This is a genomic window from Rhizobium sp. BK538 (assembly GCF_014197575.1).
GTDB lineage: Bacteria > Pseudomonadota > Alphaproteobacteria > Rhizobiales > Rhizobiaceae > Rhizobium.
Map to the genome: position 1 here is coordinate 99,479 of NZ_JACIFT010000020.1, position 20,207 is coordinate 119,685.

General features: G+C 58.5%; 21 protein-coding genes and 3 pseudogenes. 20 read left to right on the forward strand and 4 right to left on the reverse strand.

Annotation, left to right across the window (positions count from 1 at the left end; translation table 11 throughout):
- Positions 1 to 3: 3 nt before the first annotated feature.
- From FHX09_RS22750 to FHX09_RS22800, 11 genes and pseudogenes are all read left to right on the forward strand, one after another.
- Positions 4 to 705: a type IV secretion system protein gene (locus FHX09_RS22750; RefSeq protein ID WP_132594448.1), complete on the forward strand. Its 702-nt coding sequence runs from the start codon at positions 4 to 6 to the stop codon at positions 703 to 705.
- Position 706: 1 nt separating this feature from the next.
- Entirely contained in the window at positions 707 to 922 is a 216-nt protein-coding gene (locus FHX09_RS22755) for a hypothetical protein (protein ID WP_132594446.1), read from the forward strand.
- 11 nt (positions 923 to 933) lie between these two features.
- Complete coding sequence (locus FHX09_RS22760) at positions 934 to 1,965, forward strand: type IV secretion system protein (protein ID WP_184450701.1); 1,032 nt, start codon at positions 934 to 936, stop codon at positions 1,963 to 1,965.
- 22 nt (positions 1,966 to 1,987) lie between these two features.
- Positions 1,988 to 2,680, forward strand: coding sequence for a type IV secretion system protein (locus FHX09_RS22765; RefSeq protein ID WP_132594442.1), 693 nt, complete (start codon positions 1,988 to 1,990; stop codon positions 2,678 to 2,680).
- Positions 2,677 to 3,486, forward strand: coding sequence for a TrbG/VirB9 family P-type conjugative transfer protein (locus FHX09_RS22770; protein WP_184450702.1), 810 nt, complete (start codon positions 2,677 to 2,679; stop codon positions 3,484 to 3,486). Before FHX09_RS22765 ends, FHX09_RS22770 begins: the two co-directional genes overlap by 4 nt.
- Complete coding sequence (gene virB10, locus FHX09_RS22775) at positions 3,486 to 4,718, forward strand: type IV secretion system protein VirB10 (RefSeq protein WP_184450703.1); 1,233 nt, start codon at positions 3,486 to 3,488, stop codon at positions 4,716 to 4,718. The genes FHX09_RS22770 and virB10 overlap by 1 nt, the downstream gene beginning before the upstream one ends.
- On the forward strand, positions 4,684 to 5,709 hold the full coding sequence (gene virB11, locus FHX09_RS22780) for a P-type DNA transfer ATPase VirB11 (RefSeq protein WP_184450704.1): 1,026 nt from the start codon (positions 4,684 to 4,686) through the stop codon (positions 5,707 to 5,709). The genes virB10 and virB11 overlap by 35 nt, the downstream gene beginning before the upstream one ends.
- A complete protein-coding gene (locus FHX09_RS22785; protein ID WP_184450705.1) occupies positions 5,706 to 7,658 on the forward strand; it encodes a type IV secretory system conjugative DNA transfer family protein in 1,953 nt (650 codons plus the stop codon). The genes virB11 and FHX09_RS22785 overlap by 4 nt, the downstream gene beginning before the upstream one ends.
- A gap of 371 nt (positions 7,659 to 8,029) precedes the next feature.
- Positions 8,030 to 8,137: pseudogene (locus FHX09_RS22790) on the forward strand (type IV secretory system conjugative DNA transfer family protein); the annotation flags it as partial.
- Positions 8,138 to 8,488: 351 nt separating this feature from the next.
- Positions 8,489 to 8,908 carry a helix-turn-helix transcriptional regulator gene (locus tag FHX09_RS30070; RefSeq protein WP_245505571.1) on the forward strand — a complete coding sequence of 140 codons (420 nt, stop codon included), beginning with the start codon at positions 8,489 to 8,491 and terminating at the stop codon, positions 8,906 to 8,908.
- 20 nt (positions 8,909 to 8,928) lie between these two features.
- On the forward strand, positions 8,929 to 10,278 hold the full coding sequence (locus FHX09_RS22800) for a type II toxin-antitoxin system HipA family toxin (protein WP_246699495.1): 1,350 nt from the start codon (positions 8,929 to 8,931) through the stop codon (positions 10,276 to 10,278).
- Between the two features lie 7 nt (positions 10,279 to 10,285).
- Here the strand turns inward: FHX09_RS22800 and FHX09_RS30075 are convergent, their stop codons facing one another.
- Positions 10,286 to 10,738, reverse strand: coding sequence for a hypothetical protein (locus tag FHX09_RS30075; protein WP_246699496.1), 453 nt, complete (start codon positions 10,736 to 10,738; stop codon positions 10,286 to 10,288).
- Positions 10,739 to 11,478: 740 nt separating this feature from the next.
- On the opposite strand from FHX09_RS30075, the gene FHX09_RS22810 reads away from it, so the two are divergent.
- Both FHX09_RS22810 and FHX09_RS22815 read left to right on the forward strand, forming a co-directional pair.
- Positions 11,479 to 11,802 (forward strand): DUF736 domain-containing protein, encoded by a 324-nt coding sequence (locus FHX09_RS22810; RefSeq protein ID WP_132594430.1) that lies wholly within the window; start codon positions 11,479 to 11,481, stop codon positions 11,800 to 11,802.
- Positions 11,803 to 11,943: 141 nt separating this feature from the next.
- Positions 11,944 to 12,246: a DUF736 family protein gene (locus FHX09_RS22815; RefSeq protein WP_184450706.1), complete on the forward strand. Its 303-nt coding sequence runs from the start codon at positions 11,944 to 11,946 to the stop codon at positions 12,244 to 12,246.
- On the opposite strand, the gene FHX09_RS22820 is transcribed toward FHX09_RS22815, so the two are convergent.
- The gene (locus FHX09_RS22820; RefSeq protein WP_184450707.1) at positions 12,161 to 13,351 is read right to left on the reverse strand and encodes a DUF1173 domain-containing protein; all 1,191 of its coding nucleotides are present in this window, start codon (positions 13,349 to 13,351) and stop codon (positions 12,161 to 12,163) included. The two genes, FHX09_RS22815 and FHX09_RS22820, sit on opposite strands and share 86 nt — an antisense overlap.
- Positions 13,352 to 13,549: 198 nt before the next feature.
- Between FHX09_RS22820 and FHX09_RS22825 the strand changes: the two genes are divergently transcribed.
- Positions 13,550 to 13,714 carry a hypothetical protein gene (locus FHX09_RS22825; protein WP_183721968.1) on the forward strand — a complete coding sequence of 55 codons (165 nt, stop codon included), beginning with the start codon at positions 13,550 to 13,552 and terminating at the stop codon, positions 13,712 to 13,714.
- A 50-nt stretch (positions 13,715 to 13,764) separates the two neighbouring features.
- On the opposite strand, the gene FHX09_RS22830 is transcribed toward FHX09_RS22825, so the two are convergent.
- Both FHX09_RS22830 and FHX09_RS22835 read right to left on the reverse strand, forming a co-directional pair.
- Entirely contained in the window at positions 13,765 to 14,157 is a 393-nt protein-coding gene (locus FHX09_RS22830; protein WP_184450708.1) for a hypothetical protein, read from the reverse strand.
- The gene (locus tag FHX09_RS22835; protein WP_184450709.1) at positions 14,154 to 14,864 is read right to left on the reverse strand and encodes a ParA family protein; all 711 of its coding nucleotides are present in this window, start codon (positions 14,862 to 14,864) and stop codon (positions 14,154 to 14,156) included. The genes FHX09_RS22830 and FHX09_RS22835 overlap by 4 nt, the downstream gene beginning before the upstream one ends.
- Before the next feature lie 460 nt (positions 14,865 to 15,324).
- Here FHX09_RS22835 and FHX09_RS22840 point away from each other — a divergent pair, with 460 nt between their 5' ends.
- From FHX09_RS22840 to FHX09_RS22865, 6 genes and pseudogenes are all read left to right on the forward strand, one after another.
- The gene (locus tag FHX09_RS22840; RefSeq protein WP_348649191.1) at positions 15,325 to 15,729 is read left to right on the forward strand and encodes a mobilization protein; all 405 of its coding nucleotides are present in this window, start codon (positions 15,325 to 15,327) and stop codon (positions 15,727 to 15,729) included.
- The gene (locus FHX09_RS22845; protein WP_184450710.1) at positions 15,729 to 18,023 is read left to right on the forward strand and encodes a conjugal transfer protein TraA; all 2,295 of its coding nucleotides are present in this window, start codon (positions 15,729 to 15,731) and stop codon (positions 18,021 to 18,023) included. The genes FHX09_RS22840 and FHX09_RS22845 overlap by 1 nt, the downstream gene beginning before the upstream one ends.
- A gap of 112 nt (positions 18,024 to 18,135) precedes the next feature.
- A complete protein-coding gene (locus tag FHX09_RS22850) occupies positions 18,136 to 19,071 on the forward strand; it encodes a HEPN domain-containing protein (protein WP_184450711.1) in 936 nt (311 codons plus the stop codon).
- Positions 19,072 to 19,320: 249 nt separating this feature from the next.
- The gene (locus FHX09_RS22855) at positions 19,321 to 19,602 is read left to right on the forward strand and encodes a hypothetical protein (RefSeq protein ID WP_184450712.1); all 282 of its coding nucleotides are present in this window, start codon (positions 19,321 to 19,323) and stop codon (positions 19,600 to 19,602) included.
- Between the two features lie 63 nt (positions 19,603 to 19,665).
- Positions 19,666 to 19,782: pseudogene (locus tag FHX09_RS22860) on the forward strand (transposase); the annotation flags it as partial.
- A gap of 84 nt (positions 19,783 to 19,866) precedes the next feature.
- A pseudogene (locus tag FHX09_RS22865) lies at positions 19,867 to 20,207 on the forward strand (transposase); the annotation flags it as partial.

Here is a 20,207-nt window from a genome sequence, read left to right on the forward strand (position 1 = left end):
GACATGAGACTTGAAGTCCTGACAATTTCCGTCCTGCTTTCCATGCAGCAGGCGGCCCTTGGCGACGTGCCGGTCATCGACAAGACAAACTATCAGGTCGCCAGAAGGACCGCCGAAACCACGGACAGGATCCTGGACACCAACAAGCGCATCCTGGCGACGGTAGAGGATACGCTGAAGGCGGTGACCGGAGACCGTGGCAGCACCGCAGCGCCCCTCAACAATCTGGCGATCGGGAATGGCTTCAGCGTCTCTGAGATCCCATCGTTTGACAGCATCCTGAAGGAGGGGGCGCCGAACTTCGGCTCGATGAGCGCAGACATCGCCAAAACGGCGACCTTGTTCATCAATGGCCTGCAGCTGGTAAAAAACCTGTCAGGCAAAGAAAACAGCAGCTTTTCGGGCGACAAGTCCTATGAGCAGCTGGTCAACACCGTGCTTGGGGTCTCCGCCCTGACCAACGGTTCGCAAACGGCAACCGCGATGCGGCGCAGCGCCTTCGAAAAAGCCGGCGCGCGGATCGGGACGGCCCAGGATATCAAGGGTTCGATCGATCAGAACACCCAATTGCAGGTGCAGTCTGGACTGACGCTCAACGAGATGATCGGGGTGATGAACGGGGCAGTTTCGTCGCTGCAGGCCGAAAACCAACGCCGCCTCACCGATATTTCCAACACCAGGAAGACGCTGACCTACGGCAAGTAGCATGACGATCAGAAGAATGCTTGCCATTGCCGCCGTCGGGACCGCTTTGCTGTCGGGATGCGGCACCGTGAAGGAGAAGACGGCTCCGTGCAAACGACCCTTAAGCCTTGCGTCGTTTGCCAGCGACACCAGGCGGGACTGCGGCGTCATGCGGCGTGTCAATGATCCGGCAGCGGCCTTTGCCGCCATCGGCATCGTTTCACAAGACGAGCAATGAGGATCTCGGGGATGCACGATTTTCTAGGCGATCTGCTGCAGCGCATCGAAGACTCCGGCTCGAGCTTTTCGCAGCACGCTTACACCGTAGTCGGCAACGAACTGATGCCGCTGCTGCGGGTGATGTTCATGGCCTACGTGGCCTGGTACGGCCTGCAGCTGATCATGGCCACCTCGCGTCTTTCGCTTGGCGATATCATTGGCCGGATCGTCAGGATGATGATCATTCTCGCCCTGGTCGGCTCCTGGGCCAACTTCAACAATCTTTTCTACCATTGGCTCAACGACACGCCCGAAGACGTCGGCCGGGCGATTCTGGCCGCCTCGGGCACGGGGATTACCGAGCCGACGAACGGTCTGTCTGAGATATGGATGACGGCCAATGAGGCGGCCTCTGCCCTTGCGGAGCAGTCCGGCTACTTTTCGATCCTTCCGAGCATGATCGGCATCGTGATCCTGGTTGGCGCCGGCATCTTCATCGCAATCGCGCTTGCCGTCCTCATCCTTGCAAAGGTGATGCTTTGGGTCCTGATCGGCACCGCTCCGATCTTCGTTGCCTGCATGCTGTTTGATCGCACGCGGGGCTACGGCATGGGCTGGTTCAACCAGGTGCTGACCTATGCGCTCATTCCGCTGTTCATCTACGTCATCGCCGCCTTCCTGATTGCCGCGATGAACCCGGAGCTCAGCAAGATCGATGCCGCAAGCGGGTCACGGACACTAACGCTTGCCGACATCGCCGGCTTCCTGCTGCTTTGCATCGCCGGCGGGTTTGTGATGCTCTACATCCACTCGATCGGTCAGGGGATTGCCGGCGGCATTGCCATCGGCGTCGGAAATGTCGCGGCTGGAGTGACGCGCCGACTTGGCGTCCAATATCCAGTCGCCGTTGCCAGGGGCGGCGTACGGGTTGGCCTTGGGGCCCATCGCGCCGGTCGATCGCTCTCAAACCACCTCAGGGGTAGCGACGGTGTGGGCGGTAACGCCGCCGGCACACGCTCGGCCATGCAAACGAAAATCTCCCGCCAGAGCCTCCCAGGCTGATCAGGACACGAAGAGAGCAACGATGGCTGAGACAAAGGAACCCGAACTGCGCACCTATTACCAGAGCGGCGACCTCTGGGAGCAGGAAATCGTCAAGAAGGCGAAGCGGTCCCGCATGCTTGCATGGTTCGTGACCGCGATATTCGGCGGCACGACGCTGCTCAGCCTGGTCGCCCTCGTCATGCTGGTGCCGCTGAAGAGCTTCGAGCCATATATTGTCGAGGTCGACCGGAACACCGGCTATCTCGAAGTCAAGAGCGGCCTCACCCGTCCGGCCAATCTCACGGAGCAACAAGCCGTCACGCAGGCCAATATCGTTCGCTACATCAGATCCCGCGAAGGATATGACCCCTACGCGATCGAGCAGAACTTTGGAATTGCAGCACTCCTTTCGACCGGCAACGCGGCGCGCGATCTGCAGGACCTCTATAGCGCTGCCAATGCCAAAAACCCTGCGAAACTCTATGGGAAAGCCAAACGGGTGACGACCGAGATCGCCTCGGTAACCTTCCCGAACAGTTCAACCGGCATCGTCCGTTTTGCAACAAGCGAAGTCTCCGACACAGACGCAATCACCCGCCATTGGATTGCGGTTGTCCGCTATCGCTATACCGACACGCCCACAACCAACGAGTGGCGCTTTGAAAACCCGCTGGGGTTTCAGGTCTACGACTATCGACGCGATCAGGAGACGGTCACGGAGGGCAATCCGTGAGACGACGCATCTTGCTTCTTGCGACAATCGCTTCGATCCTGCCGGCATCATTGCACGCTGCCAAGACGCCTTTGGCCGGGCGTCTTGATCCGCGGGTGACGAGCGTCGTCTATCAACCGAACGATGTCGTGCGGGTATTTGCCACCTACGGCATCTCGACGATGATCATCTTTGATGAGGGTGAGGCGTTCGAGACGATCGCTGTTGGCGATACCGACAGCTGGGACATCGTCCCGGCGGACAAAGGAAACATCCTGTTCGTCAAGCCGAAGGCGAGGAACGCCGCGACCAACATGAACGTCGTGACGACGAAACGGATGTACTACCTCGAGCTCAACGATTATGCCCCGGAGGACAACAAAAAGGTCTTCGGTATCCGCTTCGTCTACCCCGACAAGGATTTGAACGCTTCCCTCAGGAGGCAGGCCGAGGCGCGGGTCGGCACCCCGAACATGTCCGGTATCGACAAGGCCAACGTCAACATCGACTACGCCTTTTCCGGTGATCCGGCCCTGAAACCCCTCATGGTTTTTGACGACGGGAAGAAGACCTTTTTCAAGTTTGGGCAAAAAGTGCCAGCAGTCTTTGCCGTCAACAGCGACTTCACCGAAACCCTTCGAAACTTCCGTCGAGAAGGAGACTATATCGTCCTCGATGGGACCGCGTCGCAATACACACTGCGTGACGGCAACCAGTGGACCTGCATCTTCAATCTGGGAAAGCCGGATTTCGGCCAGCCAGATCCCGCGCTCCTTGCTCCCTTTACCGATGACAAGACGGCAAACGGCAAAAGGAGTGGCAATTGATGCAGCGTTCGCCCGAACTCGAGGCCATGCTTGCGGCCGACGAAATTGCGGTGGGCGAGAAGCGTGCCCGTCAAAAGCGGCTGCTTGGCGGGGCTGCCTTGCTGCTCGGCGCTGCGGCCCTCGCCTATGTTCTTGTCTTCGCCCCCCAAAAGACGGCACGAGATACTCTGCAAGGCGACGAGGAGTTCGCGACAACGACCTTCAGGCCGCCGTCGTTCTTGCCGGATGAGCAGAAGCCTGAACCAAAGCCCGCTGACAACATTATCCAGATCCCCGATCCGCCCCCTGACCAGCCGGAAGCGCCCCCGGATACGACCGAATTCAATGTGCCACCTCCACCCGATATCGTCGAACCGGCCGCTACCGCCAACCCGGAACCCGAAGCATTCCCTGAGCGATATCGATCAAAGCAGCTCGTCGTCAATTCCGCCAAGATCAAAAGTGATACGGCCTCGCCAAACAGCATCGGTAGCGGGCCGACCGTTGCAGGCGAGGATCGCAGCAGCAAGTTCTTGGCGACGGCATCCGCGATTGGTGACCGGTCGGCAAAAGCCCGTCAGATTGACCGGATCGATGCGATAATACCCGAGGGCACGCTCATTTCGGGCATTCTCGAGACCGCGGTCAACAGTGATTTGCCGGGGCAGATCCGTGCCATTACGTCTCAGGATGTCTATTCCTTTGACGGACGCCGCCTCCTTATTCCGACCGGTACGCGGTTGATCGGCGAATACCAATCTGACGTGACGCGCGGGCAAAAGCGGATCTTCGTTATCTGGACCCGGCTGCTGCGCGACGACGGCGTCTCGGTGCGGCTCAATAGTATCGGCACGGATAGCCTTGGACGCTCCGGCCTTACCGGCATCGTCGACACCAAGTGGCGCGAGCGGTTCGGCTCGGCGATCCTGCTTTCCGTCGTCGGTGTGGGCTCGTCCTACCTGATCGGATACGGCCCCAACCAGTTTAGCTCTGGCGGCAACGGCGAGACCAACGCCGACCGGGCTGGCGAATTCGCTCGCCAGACCATCGCACAAACGTTCTCCGACATGGCCAATCAGGCGCTGTCGGAAAACCTCCGCATCCCCCCGACCATCAACGTTCCCCAGGGCGAGCGGATCTTTGTCTATGTCCGGCAGGACCTCGACTTCTCCGCCATCTACCCGGACCCGGTCGAGGAAGCACTGAAGGAGATCAAGAATGAGCGAGGCCTCGATCAAAGGCATACCCGATAGGGACGCCTATTATTTTCTGCGACGGGCGCTTGAGCCACTTGCGGATTTCCTCGCCGATTCCCGCGTCATCGAGATTTCCATAAACCGACCAGGTGAGGTCTTCGTGGAAAGGCTCGGAGCCTCCGCCATGGAGTTTCACGCCATCGCCGAACTGACCGCAAGAGAGATCGAGCATATCGGGGAGCGGGTTGCTGCCGCAAGCAGCCAGTTCATCAGCCCTGCCAATCCGCTCTTGAGCGCGGCACTTCCAACCGGCGAGCGGATCCAGATCGTCTTGCCGCCAGCAGCACCCGACGGCGGATCGATCTCGATAAGAAAGCAGGTCATCAACGACCTCACCTTGACGCAGTATCGCGATGCCGGTGGATTCGACAAAGTGTCGGTGACTGTCGACGGTCTGTCGGAGACCGAAGCACGTCTTAATGCCCTTCTTAAGGCCGGACGGGCGCACGAATTTATCGAAACGGCCATCCGCGAGCGGGTCTCGATCCTCGTCAGCGGCGGCACGTCGACGGGCAAGACGACATTCCTGAACGCTTGCCTGAAGAGCATCGATGAGCGCGAGCGCATCGTGACGCTCGAGGACACGCGTGAACTCTTTCCCCCACATCGCAACGCCGTGCATCTGTTGGCGTCGCGCGGCGACCAGGGCACGGCGCATGTGTCGATCCAGACCCTGCTGGAAGCATCGTTGCGCATGCGGCCTGACCGGCTGTTCGTCGGCGAGATTCGCGGCGCTGAGGCATTCACCTTCCTGCGGGCGATCAATACCGGTCATCCCGGCAGCATGTCGACCGTCCATGCAGACACGCCGATGGGCGCCTACGAGCAACTCGCGCTGATGATGATGCAGGCCGGCATGTCATCGGGCTACTCCAAGGGCGACCTCATGTCCTACATCCGAATGGTCATACCGATCGTCATCCAGCTGCGCCGTGATGGGGGGCTGAGGGGCGTTTCTGAAATCTACTACGCCCGGCGTGCCGCATGAGCCGGGGATACCTTGCCGTCTACCTGTTCTTTTGCGCGATCATCGCGGTCGCGGTGTGGATGCTTGCCTACGGCCTTATCCTGCACATCGTCTTTAAGGACGGGCGGGTCCTGCACTTAATGACGACGACCAATCCGCTCGCTCCGCTTGAGCAGTTTACAGCCTATTCTGGCAACAAATCGCTGAGGCTCGTGGCGCTGTCAGCGACCCTCCCCGCAATCGCAGCAGGTGCCTTCGCGGCTGTATTCGGTCTCAGGCGAAAAAGCAGTCCGCTTGGCGATGCCGCTTTCCAGGATCTGCCCGCATTGCGCCGCGGCGGCTGGTTCGGCAAAGGTGGTCATGTTTTCGGGCGTGCGGGTCGTCGCATCCTTCGACGACAGGACGATCGCCACCACCTGATTGTTGGGCCAACGCGCTCCGGCAAAGGCGTCGGTTATGTCATTCCCAATGCCCTGATGTTTGAGGGCTCGATGATTGTTACCGACCTGAAAGGCGAGATCTTCGACCTGACGGCGGGATATCGGCGAGCCAAGGGACACCAGGTCTTCCTGTTTTCGCCGGGCTCGCAAAAGACGCATCGCTGGAATCCCCTCGACTTCGTGCGTGCCGACCGCGGCAGCCGGACAATCGACATTCAGAACATTGCCGCGCTCCTGATCCCCGAGACCGTTGGTTCCGAAAACGCCGTCTGGCAAGGAACCGCGCAACAGCTAATCGCCGGCGTGATCAGCTATGTGCTCGAGAGCCGGCACTATCGCAACCGCCGCAATCTTGGCGAGGTCAATGCCTTCTTCAATACAGGCGTTGATCTGCAATCCATGATGAAGCTGATCAGGGAGAACGAAGGCGATCTCTCCCGCTTCACCATCGACAGCTTCAACGCCTTTATCTCCCTGAACGAACGCGCCGCCCGCTCCGCGCTTCTCGATATCCAGAAAGCCCTGGGTCCATTTCGCAACGAACGCGTGCTTGCGGCAACCGCGGTGACCGACATGGCTATTTCCTCGTTGCAACGGCGCCCGGTGACGATCTATCTCGCCCCGAACATCACGGACATGACGGTGCTTCGGCCATTGCTCACCCTCTTCGTGCAGCAGGTGATGGACTTGCTGACACGCGAGCACAACCCTGATGCCCTCCCCGTCTACTTTCTGCTCGACGAATTCCGACAGCTCAAGAAGATGGACGAAATCCTTAACAAGCTCCCCTACGTCGCAGGTTACAACATCAAGATGGCCTTCGTCGTTCAGGACCTGAAGAGCATCGACGAGATCTATGGGGAAACCGCCCGGCACTCGCTCCTGGGCAATTGCGGGCTTCAGCTCATCCTCGGCGCCAACGATCAGGTCACGGCAGAATACGCTTCACGGGCGCTGGGAAAGCGCACGATCCGCTATCAATCGGAAACAAGAACGCTCGAGCCTTTTGGTCGGGCACGGCGCTCGAAGGTCGAACAGATCCGAGAACGCGACCTGATGATGCCACAGGAGGTCCGGCAGATGCGGGAAGACAAGGCAATCCTGTTGGTCGAAGGGCAGCAGCCGATCCTCGCCAGCAAGCTTCGCTACCACGCTATCGAGCCGTTCAAGACTGCCGCTCTCGCTTCTCGCCGGAACACTGTACCAGTTCCAGACGTCGAAATGGCCCGAGCCTTGCCGGTGCCTGCCACATTGCCCGACTACGCGGACAATGGACCTGATCCGAGATCTGGTGGGATGGAACTCAATCGGCATGAGGTCATTGACGATGCTGCCTTTGAGGCCTCGTCTGCAGAAAACGTCGACGCTGCTGTCAGTTCGAAGGAAAGACTGGTTGTCACTGCACGCAAGTTGAAGTCTGTCATCGCTGCTTGCCTGTCAGCTGCGGACATGCCGATGAACCAAAGGATCAGCATCCAGGATGTTCTTGCCAAGACTATTCCGGATCCGGAAGAGGTCGGCCTGAATTGACATATCAAACCCATTATCGTCGCTGCGGCGACCTGCTCCGGATGCTTTCTAATCCTGGCTCGGGCGAACATAAGACTATGACGAGGAGGAGCAGTATGGCGACGACGTAGACTAAACGGCCCGCTCTCTTGCTCGCACGGTCCTCGAGCGTGCGCGGGGCTTGCTGAGGTTACTTGCTCAGACGACGAGATGTTGGACTGAAGTATGACCAAGCACGGTGCTGGTGCGGCGACGGCTGCCGACGAAACGACGGTAGAGCGCACATCAGCCACCGAGGCGCCCTTGGCGGGCCCGACGGCGGTCGGGTTGCTATTATAATTGTTTTGCAAAAACATTATAACTCGGCACAGTTGGGTTGGCGAGTTGCTATGCTCCCCTACGTCGCCGGTTACAACATCAAGATGGCCTTCGTCGTTCAGGACCTCAAAAGCATCGACGAGATCTATGGAGAGACTGCCCGGCATTCGCTCCTCGGCAGTGCCTGCCACATTGCCCGACTACGCGGTCGATGGACCTTCTCCGAGACCTGGTAGGATTGAGCTCGATCGGCATGAGGTCACTGACGATGCTGCCTTTGAGGCCTCGTCTGCAGAAAACGTCGACGCTGTCAGTTCGAAGGAAAGACTGGTTGTCACCGCACGCAAGTTGAAGTCTGTCATCGCTGCTTCCCTGTCAGCTGCGGACATGCCGATGAACCAAAGGATCAGTATCCAGGATGTTCTTGCCAAGACTGTGCCGGATCCGGAGGACCTTGGCCTGGATTGAATGTGGTGACTTTGGCGATCAGGCGAACCGGTTTCTGACGTCAAGCGTCACACCGAAAAGCGGTGATGGACGCCGACATCGGCCCGCTGGATGCGATCGGAAATGCCCACGCCGCCAATATTGCAAAGCACGTTAAATGCTATTATATTAGCATTTGTCACAAATTTTGCTACCTAGGTGCTAATATGTTCGCATTTAATATGTCTTCTCCTTCGGATGTCATCAAAGGCTTATCGGAAAGAATGAAGCGTCGGCGGATCGAGCATGGTCTGACCCAAAGGGAGCTGGCCACAAGATCGGACGTCTCCTACGGATCACTTAGGCTCTTTGAAGAATCTGGGAAAATCTCCCTCGAAAGTCTTGTAAAAATTGCCTTTATCCTTGAGGCAGAGGTCGAGTTCGAGCACTTGTTTCCAAATCGGCCACCGCGGACAATTGATGATGTCGTTGATCGTCCTCTTAAGCAGCGGGTGCGTAAAAAATGAAGTTCAGACCAGTTCAGCGAATGAGCGTTTATCTGGATCTCGAAGGGCACGAGAAGAAACTCGGCACCCTCGCATGGAGTGGTAAGGAACGCAGGGCATACTTCGAGTACGCGGCAGAATTTCTCGCTGCGCCCCTGTTAATTTCGCCCTTCCATATGAAGACCGCTCCAGGATTGATTGCGGCACCACGCGACCCCTTTGACGGTCTCCATGGCCTATTTAACGACAGCCTACCTGATGGTTGGGGCCGGCTGTTGTTGGACCGCCGCCTCCAGCGAGCTGGCATCGACTACACCCGACTCACCCCATTGGATCGCCTTTCGGCTGTCGGCAGAACGGGGATGGGGGCGCTAACATACATTCCTGATTTGCCAGACAACCAGAAACAACCAACCGAAGCCACTGATCTCGATTGGTTTGCTGATCAAGTAGATTTGGTACAGGCGGACATGGATGTTGCCGATATCGATAGCCTACAGGGCGCCCAAGGTGGCTCCGCGGGCGCACGGCCAAAGATAATGATAGGTTTCAACAAGGTCGAGAATACCTGTGTTCTGGACTACGGTCAGTCGTTGGAACCGGGATTTGAACGATGGATGGTGAAAGCTCCTGGTACTTCTGATCCGGCTGAGATCGGTGCGGAAGAGAAGGCTTACGCGCTTATGGCGACAGCCGCAGGGGTAGAGATGGCCGAGACTCGGCTCTTCGATACCCGCAAGGGAAAGCGGCTTTTCGCGACAAAACGTTTTGACAGAATCCCTGTTGGACGGGTCCACATGCACACTGCGAGTGGACTATTGAACGCTGACCATCGCGAGGCATCGCTGAACTACGAACAGCTTCACAAGCTTACGCTCATGATGACCCGTGACAGCGCGGATGTCCTGAAAATGTTTCGAAACATGGTATTCAATGTCTATGCCAAGAACCGTGACGACCATGTGAAGAACCACGCATTTCTTATGAACGGTAGTGGCCGGTGGTCGCTGGCACCGGCCTATGATCTTACTTTTTCCTCCGGACCGGGTGGGGAGCATAGCGCTGCTATCGCCGGTGAAGGCAGAGACCCTGGGATGTCTCACCTATTGACGGTCTCCAGAGGGGCATCGATCTCCGATCATGACGCAAAGGAAGTCATAGAGCAGGTTCGAACGGCGATCAGTCGCTGGCCACAGTTCGCTGAAAAGGTTCGGCTATCCAGATCCCGTACAGCCGAACTTGACAGAATCTTGAACGGTAGGAGGCCGGCTCAAACACTGCGTTTGCACGATGGTCGAAATGACCACAGCATTTCTGGGCCGTCACGGGCAACGGAAAGCATGAGCGATGTTAACGATCATGACGCAGACGGCTTCGGTCCCAAGCGTTGATCTCCAATCAGCCGTTGGTGGCAATTGCTACTGAATTGCGCAAATGCGGCGTTGAGATCGGGTCTCTTGAAATGAAAATGCCGCACAGGGCGGGCAAATCCCTCGTTACTGACAGCAAACCGAAGGCGAGATCCACATCGACGGCAAGTATGCTGGCGGACACCTGAAGCAGAAGAACAGACCTGAGGATCGGATCGATCGGCGAAAGAAAAAGTATCAGAATCTCAAACGGATGACGATCCTCGCCATGCGTGAGAAGACACTCTTCGGCCGCGGCCGAGAACGCACCCTCACTCGGGTCATTCGAACCGAGGACAGCAACGAGGCATGGCAATTCGCCAGGAGGAGTCTGGTGGTGGATCCTACATAACCACTCGCGGGCCGGTGTGTCGGGCGAAATTCTCGAGACCGCGCGGGTAGAGCCTGTCACGCTTACCAAGCGCGACAGGGAAAAGCTCATCATTCTCACCGCAGAACAATATCGCAGGCTGCTTGGTCGTACACACGGTGGCCGACGGCTTGGACGACGCACCTGACGAGCTCCATGATGAACTGATGAGCCGCCTCGATCAATTGCTTGACGACGACCGTGTTTGAGGCGGGACAAGTCCTCCGTCTCCACTATCTGTGGAGTGGCCAGGCACAAGCCGGCAAGAGGCTGGTCGCACGGGCGCCATTGTCACGTCACCTAGCTGGTTGTCATCGGCGCTCCTTCCGCTGGCCCGATGAGGCATGTCTGGGAGAGCGGCTTCGCCTCGATCGTCCTTAGCCGCCGCAGGCGGGATTGTGGTGGCGCCGTTGGAACGGCGAGCGGACACGAGCTTGATACGTGCAGGGCGCGGATCAAGGAGCGGGCTTAGACCGGAGGTTCAGAAGGCGAACTCTGACGCGCCATCAGTGCCTGCTCATCGTTGGAAGATCGTTGCCCCGCATCGTTCCCACGAGACCGGTGTGCAGAAGCCGCCCCATACGACCTCTCTTCAGGCGGGTCTGACGCCAATCTGTCCTGATCCTGCAACGGCTCCCCCGACCTTCTTCCCCTGCGGCTTCGCCGCATTCCTCGCGAGGCAACAAGCTCGGCTCTCGCCGTCCTGCGCTTAAGCTGCGGTCCCGTTGGGATGCAGTCGGCCCGATCGGCGCCTTGTGACCGCTATCGAGGCCGCATGGGGCGGCTTCGGCAACCCAGTCAGGAAAACGACAATGGCTACCATCGGAACCTTCCAACAATCCGGCAACGACTTCAGCGGCGAAATCGTCACCCTCTCCCTCCAGGCCAAAAACGTCCGCATCGTTTCCGATACGCGCTCCAGCGGCGAAAACGCTCCCAGCCACCGCGTCTTCGTCGGCCGGATCGAAATCGGAGCCGCCTGGTCCAAGCAGTCCAACGAGGGCCGCAACTACCTTGGTCTCAAGCTCGACGACCCGAGCTTCACCGCTCCGCTCTACGCCAACCTCGTCGAGGACGAAGAGGGCAAGAGCTTCAGCCTCATCTGGTCGCGGCCGGCCCGCCGTTCTGGCGACTGACCGCTCTGGATGTGACGCCCCGCACCTTCGGGGCGTCACGGAAAACCACCCACCCGTAGCTCCAAACAGCAGCTTGACGAGTGGCTCGTCATATGAGGCCGCGATGGGCGCGGCCCCGAGCATCTGAAAAGGAACAAGACAATGGCAACCATCGGCTCTTTCACCGCATCCGAAAATGGCTTCTCCGGCACCTTCAAGACACTCAACCTCAACGTCAATGCCAAGATCGTCCGCGTCGAACGCTCGTCAGAAGACGCTCGTGACTTCCGGGTTCTCGCCTGCAATGTCGAGTTCGGCGCCGGATGGCAGAAGCAGGCCCGCGAGAGCGAGTACGACCGGCATCCCTTAAGGGATGCATCTAATCGGCAATATCAGGCATCTCGTCCTTGCCGACACGCCAGATCCATGCCGCAAGATCGGGTCTTGCCTCCACGATCTCCTTGAGCCCCGCCTCAAAGTGAAAATCGGCGCCTGGCGAAACGATGTAAAGCGCTAACGGCTGAGGCCGTTCCGGCAAGATTGCTGTCGCATAAGGCTGCGCCCGCGGAAGATCGAAACGAAGTCCCTTGACCGTCTTCTCACGCTTGCGGGCAAGGGTCTCCAGCAATCGTTTTTCATAGATGCTTTCCACAGGCAGCCACTGTTCGGTTGCCGTCATCAAGGCGATTTCGTGAGCCGTGACCAGACCCGATGGACTACCGCCAATCGTTGCAATGACGATCAGGTGATGATCGTCGGCGCTCTGCCACAGCATCAGCTCGGTTTCGAAGCGTCGCTGGAGGCGGCGCCACGTCGCGTCCTCCAGATAGAGCCGGAAACCTGGCATGTGTTTGATTACGACCTGCTGTCCCATCCTCACCGGTGCCAGTTCCTTGATCTCGCCGACCAGGATCATCAGCGGCCTCGCTCCCCGCTTGTTTTCGAAAAGCGGCGCCAGGGCAAGGGCGCGCCGCTGCTCGATCGCGGCCTTGTCGTCCGTACGAAACGGCTCGGGCACAAGGACCCGTTCCGCGAGGCTTTCACCCCCGACCGACATGGTCCTCGCTGCCTCGACCAAATGGCTGTGGACCTGCCTCCAATGGCGCTTTCCCGCCCAACGCGCCGTCCACTCGGTCAGTCCACCTTCATGCCATAAAAAATGCAACAGACCCCGAAGCGATAGCTTTCTGCTGTCGTTTCTGACGCTCTCCAAGGTCTCCGTCCCCGCTGACGGCGCAGCGCCGACCCCCCTCTTCGACAACGAAAAATCCAGTCTGAGGGCTGCTCTACCATCATCATCGAGTTTGATCGCATGCCCCATCAGGGCAGCGAGCCCCGACAGCTCATAAGGTGGCTCGTAGGACGGGCAAGCCTGATGATGCGCACCACCTGTCAGCGGCATCCTTTTGATCGTGGGCTGATCGCCGATCATCGCAATGTACATCGGGATCCCCGGATTGCTGCACAGGCATATCGGGCGTGAGCGATTGCGATAAGCAAGCGCCAGCCGGTTGCCGAAATCTTCAGCTTCGTCGGAGACCGTTTCGCCGTCGATGAGAAACGCGCGCATCAGTCAGGCTGCCTTTGTTCCAGCCGCACCAAGGCCGCACGGCCCCTCCAATTTTCTCTCCACTTCGTTTTACTACGTTCCGACAAAATCGGGTCCTCCCAGCGCCGGCTCCGCCGGTCGTGGTCACGAGCCTTGACCTGTCTCTCCCCGCCCAGCTCGCCACCGTCATCTCTCACATCTCTCAAGGAGACGACGACCATGACCATCGAACAGTACATCGAGGAACTCCGCGCCGAGGCCAGAAACGCCGAGACACTTCAGGAACGTCGGGCGATCGAAGCTGAACTCGCGCTGATGATCGCCGAGCGCGAAGTCATCTGGGCGGAGCTCGACGGCCGCATCGATCCCGACCCGCCTTTCTAAGGCGGCTGATCATTGCCGCACGCTTCGACGGGTCAGGTGCAGGCACTGGCTCAATATCCATTGTCTTGCAAATAGGTGTCGATCGCCGCCTGCATGATGACCGTCATGCGGATATCGTTTTCATGGGCGGCGCGTAAAAGCCTTGCCTTGACGTCCTGTTCCAGCGGCACGTTGACATAGAACCTGATGTTCCGCTCTTTCGTGCGCTTCAGGTTCTTGAGCCTTCGTCTCGTTTCCTGCTGCTCGGCCGCGCGCCTGGCCGAATTACGCAGTCTTTCTTCTTCGGGAAGTCTCGGGAGCAGGGTCTTGGCTTCTGCCGATCGAGGAGGGTCGACGGCCGCAGCGTTCGAACCTTCGCCGGAAGACATGTCTTTCAGCATGTCACCCTGTTCAGGCTGCTTGCGTCTCGGAGCAAGTGAAAAATCAATGGTACTCCTGGTCATGCCGCAATCTCCGCCAAAGCCCTCGTCCGCCGAAGCTCGATCTCGTCCACCAGCGCCTTGACTTCAAAACGCGCCTTGCGAACCGGTTCTGTCGGCTCCTGCATTTGCAGTGTTCCGAGGCCATTTTGGATTTCCCGGTAGACATTGCGCTCATAAAGTTCGGCGTCGAGCAGCATCGTCTGGTAGTTGGCCTCAATCAGCCCCGCCACAAACGGCCTTATGTAGCGATAGGCCTCGAGGCTTCGACCCGTCAGTGTGATGCGGGTTCGCACATTCATATGAAGCACGAATAGACCCAGTTGATCGTTGACGTCGTTGACTTCTGCAATCGTCTGGCCGGCCGCCTCGATCTCCTTGATTCCAGGCTGCACCGGCGACAGGACGATGTTGGAGGAGCGGATGATGGTGGTCTGCAGGGCGCTGTCGACACCGGGCGCATCGATAATGACGACATCGAACGCCTGTGCATAGGTTCGAAGCACATCTTCGATCGCCCGCTGGTTGGCCGCAATTGCCACCTCGATATTGGCTGGCACGTTGCCCTTCTTGTGACACAGCTTCCACCAGCCGGCGAGATTTTGCCGGCTGTCGGCATCGATCATGAGAATGCTCTGTTTGGCCAGCGCATATTCGCCCGCAATCAGCGTCGCCATTGTCGTCTTCCCGGCGCCGCCCTTGTTGCTTACCACTGCATAAGTCCGTGTCATGAAAGCTCTCTCCAACGATTGTTGTCTCCAAAAGCCGCTCTTTCATGTTGAACTATATTAGTTCCTTTTTTCCTCTCGTCCAGTCCCCTTTTATCCAGGTCCTTTTCACATGGATGCGTGGCCACTACGTGTCAACTCGCCAATCGGCGATAGCATGCCCCGCCCTCAAACTGAAAAGCATCCGTTGACTATATATCTTTGGAATTGCGCTATATTGTTCCTGTACTCCCATGGGAATCAGGGCCACACCATGAACACACGACATTGACGTGGCTCACGGCAACATCGCCCTACTGCGAGCTTTTCCATCGAGCGCAGTCCCGAGGATAGCCTTGCATCGATGAACTGAAATGAACTAAATTGGTTTGGCAGGATACGCAATTTTGTGATACAAAATTGCTGACGATCGACGGACAAGCCGTCGATGGCCCTGCGGCGATCAATGAATGAGGCAGGTGACGTGGCTCGAGCAAGGCAGACAGCACCGGTCAAGACGCCTTCGAACGAGCGGAAGGCCCATGTCGTGCACGCTCGCTTCACCGCGTCGGAATTGGCCGCTGTTCACAAGGCTGCGGAGCAGGCGGAACTGACGGTGTCGGCGTTCATGCGCTCGCTGACGCTCGAAGGTGCCGGGGTCCAACCGTTTCTGACGGCGGAAGATCGGGCGATTTTCGAGTTTCTTCACCGCGACTTGCGAACGATCGGTGTGAACTTGAACAGTCTTGCACAGCTCGCCTACCGGCAGTTCAACCCCGGCGACGTCAGCGAACTCCTAAAGGGCCTCCTGCCGATCGCCGCCGGTCTCGCCTTGGAACTGAACCGGCTTAAGAGGAGAACCGGGCGTAAAGTTGGAGGGCGTGCCTGATGGAGATCTTTCTCGGTGCTTTCACAGAGGAATGGGAGCGCCGAAGGGCCGCCTTCCTGCATGAGCGGCTGATGGGCAGGGCAAACGACGATGAGGAGGATCGCCGACGTCGCGGAAGTACCGTGCCTGTTGCTGGATCGAGCCAGAAGCCCTCGAGAAATTTCAAAAAAGATGCTCGTCGACCGCAGACGCCAAATTCCTCGTCGCCGCGCCGACCGATGGGAACGCGGTTTGCCGGACTTGCAAGCGGAAGCCAACCGGCTGTCGTGAAGATGGCGTCGTTTGGCGGTGGTGGCCGGCTCGGCGCGATGGCGGGCTATATCTCCCGCAATGGAGAGGTTTCGATGGAAACCCAATCTGGGCAGGAGCTGCAAGGTCGGGATGCAATAGCCGCACTCTGCGACGACTGGGCACATCTGATGGGCAATCGCACTGAAAGCCGCGATATCGGACTTTTCTGCATCGACATCGCCCATGGTCCCGAGAAAGGGCAAGCACCGCATGAATGGGCGCGTTACATCGTCAGGTCCGCGGTCGGCGATCGATCCTTTGCATTCGGGGTCGAGGAGCACGACGGAACTTTTCGCATCGAAGGGGTTGTTGTCTTGCGCTCGAAGGCTGGCGAGCGACTAACAGCCGACGCCAAGGCCACCGAGATCGTCCAGGCCCGTATGAGAGCGAAGGGAGGTTACGCCGGCAAAGCGGAGTTTCGCTTCACTGGTTACGGCAACGGCGTCGAGTATGGCACGAGCCGTCTGCGCAAACTGGTGGCCAGGTTCGACGGCGCTGTCGAAAAAGATCGTGGTGAAAAGATTGCCGACGCCAAACAGGCCGGCGATCTGGTGCAACAGGAATGGCGCGGCGAGCTCCACAGCCGCAAGTCGCGCGACGTCATGCATCTTGTCATGTCAGCACGGGCCGGCACCGATGTCGATGCCTTCGGGGCGGCGGCGCGTGCGTTTTTGGCAGAAGAATTTGGCGAGCACCGCTATGTCTTTTCCCTTCATGATCCGACGCGCGATCCGAAGGCCGAACAGGTGGGTGGCAAGCGCCCGCATGTTCATGTCCACGCGATCGTTGCGATGCGGGCGGAGAACGGAGACCGGATCGAAACGTCTATCGGATCGTTTCGCCGCTGGCGCGCGGACTTGGCAAAAGAGGCGCGAGCCCGCGGCATTCGGATGGAAATGACCGATCGCCGAGACCAGGCAAGCGCGCCGGCTTACACGCGCAATCAAGTCCGGCCGATCAGCCGCAAGGGACGAACCGAGCATACCGGCACGTCGAATTTCGCCAGGCGACGGTATGATCAGAAACGGCGGGAGGAGCCGACGGCGCCGAGGACCGCGAGAAGCCTGGAGTACATGAAGAAAGTTCGCTCGCAGTGGCTGGAGGTTGCCCGCCACGCAGAGAATTCCGACGCTCAGAATTTTGCCAAAGCGCAGCTTTCTCGGATGGCGACCACAGGACTTTCCCTCAAGGAAATGCCGGACGCGCGAGATCTACAAAACGAGAATGGCTCGCGAGCGCGGGCTGCATTGGTTGAATTGTCAAAACTTACGGAGGTCGACAGCATGAGCACGATGACGCGATCCGAGTTCGAGGCATATGAAAAGCGTGTCGAAGGTGCCTTGGCTCAGGCTGAACGCGTCACGCCGGAAGCTTGGCGGAGCCGGTTCGAGGAGATCGCTTCGGCAGCGCGCGACCATGTCGAGGCCCGCCGTGAGATGATGGAACAGGCCGAGCAGGCCAGTGACCGCCCGCGTGAAAATCTCCGCGCGCGACAGGCGGACGACATCAACCGAGAGGATGCCGTCGCACGCGAGCGGCTGGCATCGCTCGAGGCGGGACACGACGTCATGATCGCGGTCGAGCATTACCGCAAGCTGATCGCGTCGGCTGACGCTGACCGGAGCAGCCCCAATAAAGCATCGTTGCAGACCAGCCTCAGTGCCGTGCTTGCCCGCGCCGGCGAACTCGGCGCCGCTGGGAACGCCTATATTCGCGAGATCGCTGAAGTTGACGACGACGTGCGGGTTGCGATCGAGGCCGCTGAGCGATCGGCCGAGCGGGTAACGAACAGGGCCGGCGGTGCTGATGAGAGTCACAGCGCAAGGAATACGGCAAATGAGATGCAAGGCCGCGAACCGAAATCCGAGGAGCTCATGCGAGCTGATCGCATGCAATCTGCCGCAGACACACGAACAGATCACACCAAACAGCGGGTTTCACGATTGAAAGAGCTTCAGCGTGAAGCCGAGCGCAACCGCGACCGAGGCGAGTTCGAACGATAGGCGACGTGGTACAGCGCCTGCATCAGGATGCCCGGCCGCCCGGAGTTTGATTGTACGTAACGGCAAATTCCCGTATAACGTTTAGATGCGCAATCATGATGGAACCGCTACGATGGATGCGATTCTGACCGAAGGCTTTGACGCGGCTTTGACCCTGACCGACCATATCGAGCACCTGCCGGACAGGAAGCGGCGCGAACTGGCGCGCATCCTCGAGATCCTGTTTGCCGAGGTCGAACGCTTCCAGGCAGGCAAGCTGTCGGCCAAGCGCCATGCCGGCAAGATCCTGAAAGTCATTCTTTATGGATCCTATGGCCGCGGCGATTGGGTCGAGGATCACTTGAGCGGTTATCGCTCCGACTACGATCTGTTAATCGTCGTCAACAGCAGGTCGTTTGCCGAGGAGCAGGAGCTCTGGGACGGCATCGAGGAGCGGCTGTTAACGGAGCAGGTCGCGCATCGCATCGAAACACCGGTGGTGCCGATCATCCACACGCTGGCCGATGTCAACGACCAGCTGTCCCGCGGGAGACCCTTCTTCGTCGATATCGCCAGGGACGGCATTCCCCTCTACGAGGAGCCCGGCCATGCGCTGGCGGAGCCGAGACCGTTGACGGCTGAAGCTGCGGATGCGGAAGCCAAACAGCATTTCGAACGCTGGTTCGCTAACGCATCTTATTGCCTGATCCAGGCGCAAAACGCGGTTCAAGACACCATGCCTAATCACGCCGCATTTGACCTACACCAGGCAACAGAACGGTTCTACCACTGCGTGCTGCTGACGCTGACCCTCTATAGCCCCAAATCCCATCGTGTGAAGGTCCTCCGCTCTCAAGCCGAAGGCCTTGATCTCAGGCTGGTCGAGGCGTGGCCGCGCGACAGCCGGTTTTCACGGCGCTGTTTCGAGTTACTGTCGCGAGCCTATGTAGAAGCGCGATATTCGTCGAAATACAAAATCAGCACGGAGGAGCTCACCTGGTTGGTCGAGCGCGTCAAGGCTCTTCAAGATCTCATCGAAACGGTATGCAAGGAGCGACTACCTTGGTGAAGGTTTAACCCGGTTTCGAGCCATAGGAATTCACGACCCGCTATCCGAATACAAAGGGGCCAATATCTGCGGCAGTTACCTAATTTCGCCCACTTCTCAAGGCTGCCTTTCTCCGCATGCCTACTGCTGTCTACGCCTCAAGCGCGTTGAATCAAGTTAATTCCCCTATGCAATTATTATGTTGCGAAATCACCGGTTGTAGTCTAGTGAGATCTGAAATTTTGAGCTGATCACTACTTCGGGTAAACAATGAACGAACTGACGATCGACGAACGCGCCTTTTTGAATATAGCTCTGCTCTGGGGGATACGCTTCCTGCGCGGCTCAGTTTACTTCCTCACCGCGTGGGCATTGACCTCCATCAACACATACAGCCTTACTCACGGGTTCCTTTTGTCAGTGGTAATCGGCGCGCTCGGAATTGGAGCCGTAACAGCGAGATTAAGCCTAGTGGCCGTAGCATGCCTCCTTGCAATGGCGGTATTCCCGCTTCCTTTGGTGGAAAGTTTAGTTTCTGCACGAGGGGTGTAGACGACGAGGAACTCATCGCTCGCGTCAAGGCGAAATCTCCGCGGTAGCAAACGGCCGGTTACCATCGAGCCGATCGACTATATGCTGAAGCGCTGGGATGGCTTTGCCCGTTTCCTGGAAGATGGCCGGATTTGTCTCACGAACATTGCCGCGGAGCGCGCGCTCAGAGGGATTGCACTCAGAGCTGGCTCGGGAAATCTACACAGCTAGGATAAGTGGAATTTCTGCCTGACTTCGGTTTAGATGCCGGGAACAGGAGAGACCATGACGAGACGACCGCGCCGGAACCACAGCCCGGCTTTCAAGGCAAAGGTGGCGCTTGCCGCCATCAGGGGCGAGCAGACGCTGGTGGAATTGTCCCAGCAGTTTGACGTGCACGCCAACCAGATCAAACAGTGGAAAGACCAACTCCTTGAGGGGGCGACAGGCGTTTTCGGTGATGAAGCGAAGGCGGAACCGGCGGCCGTCGATGTCAAAACACTGCACGCCAAGATCGGCGAGCTGACACTGGAGAACGATTTTTTATCCGGTGCGCTCGGCAAAGCCGGACTGCTGAGCGGAAAGAAATGATCAACCGCGAGCACAAACTGTCCGTTGTCCGCCAG